The organism is Acidisphaera sp. L21 (assembly GCF_009765685.1).
GTDB lineage: Bacteria > Pseudomonadota > Alphaproteobacteria > Acetobacterales > Acetobacteraceae > LMUY01.
In genome coordinates, this window is record NZ_LMUY01000155.1 from 100,131 (window position 1) to 103,729 (window position 3,599).

Sequence of the window (3,599 nt, forward strand, 5' to 3'; positions counted from 1 at the left end):
CAAGATCCAGCGTGCGCATGTGGTCGGGCTCAGCATGGGCGGCTACGCGACGCTGCAATTCGGGTTGCGCTATCCGCAGATGGCGAGTGCATTGGTTGCAGCGGGTGCAGGTTCGGGCTCGGCGCCTGCGGATCGGGAGGCGTGGCTGCGTAACTCACCCGTCGCCGCGCTCCAGTTCCTCGATCGTGGCATGGACGAATCTGCGCTGGATATGGGCACGCGGCCGACCCGGATTCAGTTGCGGCGCAAGGATCCCCGTGGCTGGGCCGATTTCGTGGATCACCTCAGCGGGCATTCGGCGCTGGGGATGTCGAACACTATGGCGCAGTACCAGACGCGTCGTCCCTCGTTGCACGATTTCCAGGACGCGTTCGCGGGGCTCAAGACGCCGGTCTTGCTTGCGGTTGGCGACGAGGACACGCCGTGCCTGGAAACCAATCTCATGCTGAAGAGGTGCATTCCTGGGGCGGGGCTCTGGATGTGTCCGAATACCGGCCACGCAATCAATCTGGAGGAGCCCGCGGCCTTCAATGACCAGGTGCAGGCCTTCTTCAGCGCTGTCGAACGCCAAACCTGGCCGCACCGGTAGGCGCCGGGCTAAACCGCTGGCTCGCCGAGCGACAGCATCAACCGATTGGCCCAGTTGAAGAAAGCCGAGCCGTGGATGAGGTCGGCGATTTCTAGATCGCCGAGGCCGGCGCGGCGCAGGCGCTCGATATGCGGGGCGCCGAATTGAGGCGGGGTCGCAGTCAGGGCCGCGGCGGCTTCGGTGATCGCGTTCCAGCGTTCGCCCAGGTCGGCGCCAATGCCCTCCGCCAGTAGCCGGTCCACGTCGGCGTCGCGTTTGGAGTAGGTGACGGCGTGCCGGGCATGGACGGAGGCGCAGTAGATGCAGCCATTCAGACGAGACGTGGCGGCCGCGGCCAATTCGCGCTCGGCACGGGGCAGGCCTTCGGCGACGTTGAAGAAGATGTCCTTATCGGTGCGGGTGCGGGCGCCGAGAATGTCGGGATCGTGGGCGAGCAGGCGGAAATAGGCGGATTTCACGCGCGCCGGGTCGACGAGGCCGGCGCGCTGGCGATCGGTGAGATCGGTCTCCGCCACCGGCTCCAGCCAGGGTAGCCAATCCAGCAGCGCACGGGTGAAGGTGACGGGCTCGGTCATGCGAGGCTCCCGGCCAGGGCGCGCAATCCATGGGCGGCGCGGAGTTGGAAGGACAGGAAGGCGACCAGTTGGGAGAGGGTGACAATATCCGGTGTGCTCCATCCCACCGCCTCGAGCGTCCGGATGGCGCCGGGCGTGGCGTCCCGCGGGTGGAAGACCAGCATGTGCGCCTGCTCGAACGCGGCGGCCAGGCGTGCGCCCAACGCGGCGCGGCCCGCGGCGGAGATGGTGTAGGACGGACCGGCGAGATCCTCTCGGGTCAGCGGTCCCGCGGGGAAGGCGCCGTAGGGACCGGTCGTGGCGGCGTGTTTGAATTCTGCGGCGATGGCGGCGTGTAGCGGCTCGTCGGCAAGCATAGCGCCGTACAAGGTTTGGCCTGGCTCGTCCGTTTGCAGACCGGCCACGAAAAGGGCCACCGCAGCCCGCTCCCGTAGGGGCAGCCGTGCCTCGGCGCCGAACAGGGCGTCGAAGCTGGCCTGGGCGTTGTTGCGGGTAACCGGCTTGCGGCGGCGCAAGGCATCCAGGGTGGAGCCCGGTTCGATCCTGGCAAGGGTGTCGATGGCGTCCACGCTCAGGCCGCCTTCGCGACGGCGCGCGGGCCAGCCCAGCCGAGTGCCGGGGCAACCTGCTCGGCCACCAACTCCAACGAGCGGAGGGTGAGCGCATGCGGCGGGTCGATCGAATGCACCTGCACGGCAAGTTCGGTCGCGCGTTGCAGGGTGGTGTCGGCGGCCAGGCTGTCGATCACGTCGTTGGGCGTGCCGACATGGCTGTTCGCGGCGGTGAGCCACTCGGCCAGGGTGCCGCCCGGCGGCAGGCCGAGGCGTGCGCGGTTACGGCGCAACCCAATCTCCGCCAGGCGCAATGCGCTCGCCCGGTCATCGGCCACGAACACCGATCGGGACGCCAAGACCCGTGGTGCGCGACCCGGCGGCAATGCGGCGTAATAGGCATCCAGGATCGGCGCCTGAATTTCCGTGATGGTAGCGGCGGGATTGTCCTTCGGCCGCGGCTGCGTGCGGGACAGCAACAGCCCGTCGCCATCGGCACCGGCGCGGCGGCCGCCCTCCACGGTGAAGGTCGCCTGCCAGACCCGGTCGACCAGGCTGGGGTTGGTTGGGTAGAGGCGGTCACCGCCTTGCAGCTCGCCACCGGTCCAGGCGCGCTTAATCAGTGCCAGGTGGTCGGTCATCAGCGTGGCGCGGTCGGCAGGGTCCCGTCCAAAGGCGGTGAAGGCGGAGTGGTTGCCGCCGGGTCCGACGCCGACCTCCAGCCGCCCGTCCGCCAGCATGTCGAGCACGGCGGTATCCTCCGCGACCCGCAGCGGCAGTTCCAGCGGCAGGGTGATGATGCCGGTGGCGAGGCGGATCCGGGAGGTGCGGGCGGCGGCGTAGGCCAGGAACGCAGTTGGGGCTGGAAGGCCGCCTTCCGCCTCGTGGAAATGGTGCTGCGCCACCCAGGCGGTGTCGTAGCCCAGCCGCTCGGCATGGACGATCTGCTCCAGGCCCAGCTTGTAGCGTTCGGATGCCGGCGCCTCGTCCAGCAGGCGGGTGAAGAAGCCGAGCTTTAGCATGGGCAGGAACCCTCCCTGTCGAGTAGCCGGATCATATCGCCTTCTCCCCGCCAAGATAGGCATCCTGGATGCGGGGGTCACGTGCGAGTTGGCTCGCCGGGCCGGCCAGCGCGATGCGCCCGGTTTGCAAGACATAGGCATAATGGGCGATCTGCAAAGCCAGGCTGGCATTCTGCTCCACCATGAACACGGTCACGCCCTCGTTGTTCACGGTGGCGATGAGATCCAGCACGCGGTCGACGTAGAGGGGGGACAGCCCCATCGTCGGCTCGTCCATGCAGATCAGCCGGGGGCGGCCCATGAGGGCGCGCGCCATGGCGACCATCTGCTGTTCGCCGCCGGATAATGTGCCAGCGCGGTTGGTGAGGCGCTGGCGCACGCGTGGGAACAGCTCGAGCATCTTGTCCAGGTCTCGCAGCACCTCCGCGCGGTCGCTGCGGGCGTAGGCGCCCATCAGTAAGTTTTCCCGCACGGTCATGGCGCCGAACAGCCGCCGCGCCTCCGGCACGCTGCCGATGCCGCGGCGGATCACCTGGGGGGTGGGCAGCCCGGTGATGTCCTGCCCGTCGAACCGCACGAGGCCGGCGCGGGGGCGCAGCAGTCCCAGGATAATCTTCATGGTGGTCGATTTGCCGCTGGCATTGCCGCCCAGCAGGCAGACGATCTGGCCGGGGCGCACCTCCAGCGTCAGCCCGAAATGGACCTGCACCGGGCCGTAATAGGTGTCGATGCCATCCAGCGACAGCAGCGGGGCGGTCATATCGCCGGGGCCCCCAATGCGCGATGGCCCAGATAGGCCCCGATCACCCCCGGCTCGGTGCGGACGGCGGCGGGGGTGCCTTGGGCGATGATCTTGCCGTCG

At 68.5% G+C, this 3,599-nt stretch carries 6 protein-coding genes; 1 reads left to right on the forward strand and 5 read right to left on the reverse strand.

Features of this window, described 5'->3' with window-relative positions; all coding sequences use genetic code 11:
- On the forward strand, positions 1 to 589 hold a 589-nt coding region (locus tag GSQ76_RS30300), incomplete at its 5' end, for an alpha/beta fold hydrolase (RefSeq protein ID WP_216851367.1).
- 8 nt (positions 590 to 597) lie between these two features.
- On the opposite strand, the gene GSQ76_RS32275 is transcribed toward GSQ76_RS30300, so the two are convergent.
- From GSQ76_RS32275 to GSQ76_RS33005, 5 genes are read right to left on the reverse strand one after another with little or no spacing between them, the layout of a single operon-like run.
- Positions 598 to 1,164 (reverse strand): alkylhydroperoxidase domain protein, encoded by a 567-nt coding sequence (locus GSQ76_RS32275; RefSeq protein ID WP_158747799.1) that lies wholly within the window; start codon positions 1,162 to 1,164, stop codon positions 598 to 600.
- Positions 1,161 to 1,733 carry a CMD domain protein gene (locus tag GSQ76_RS32280; RefSeq protein WP_254070722.1) on the reverse strand — a complete coding sequence of 191 codons (573 nt, stop codon included), beginning with the start codon at positions 1,731 to 1,733 and terminating at the stop codon, positions 1,161 to 1,163. The genes GSQ76_RS32275 and GSQ76_RS32280 overlap by 4 nt, the downstream gene beginning before the upstream one ends.
- A gap of 2 nt (positions 1,734 to 1,735) precedes the next feature.
- The gene (locus tag GSQ76_RS30315; protein ID WP_158747800.1) at positions 1,736 to 2,737 is read right to left on the reverse strand and encodes a putative FMN-dependent luciferase-like monooxygenase; all 1,002 of its coding nucleotides are present in this window, start codon (positions 2,735 to 2,737) and stop codon (positions 1,736 to 1,738) included.
- Between the two features lie 31 nt (positions 2,738 to 2,768).
- Entirely contained in the window at positions 2,769 to 3,497 is a 729-nt protein-coding gene (locus tag GSQ76_RS30320) for an ABC transporter ATP-binding protein (protein WP_158747801.1), read from the reverse strand.
- On the reverse strand, positions 3,494 to 3,589 hold the full coding sequence (locus GSQ76_RS33005; protein ID WP_408837536.1) for a hypothetical protein: 96 nt from the start codon (positions 3,587 to 3,589) through the stop codon (positions 3,494 to 3,496). The genes GSQ76_RS30320 and GSQ76_RS33005 overlap by 4 nt, the downstream gene beginning before the upstream one ends.
- Positions 3,590 to 3,599 lie beyond the last annotated feature (10 nt).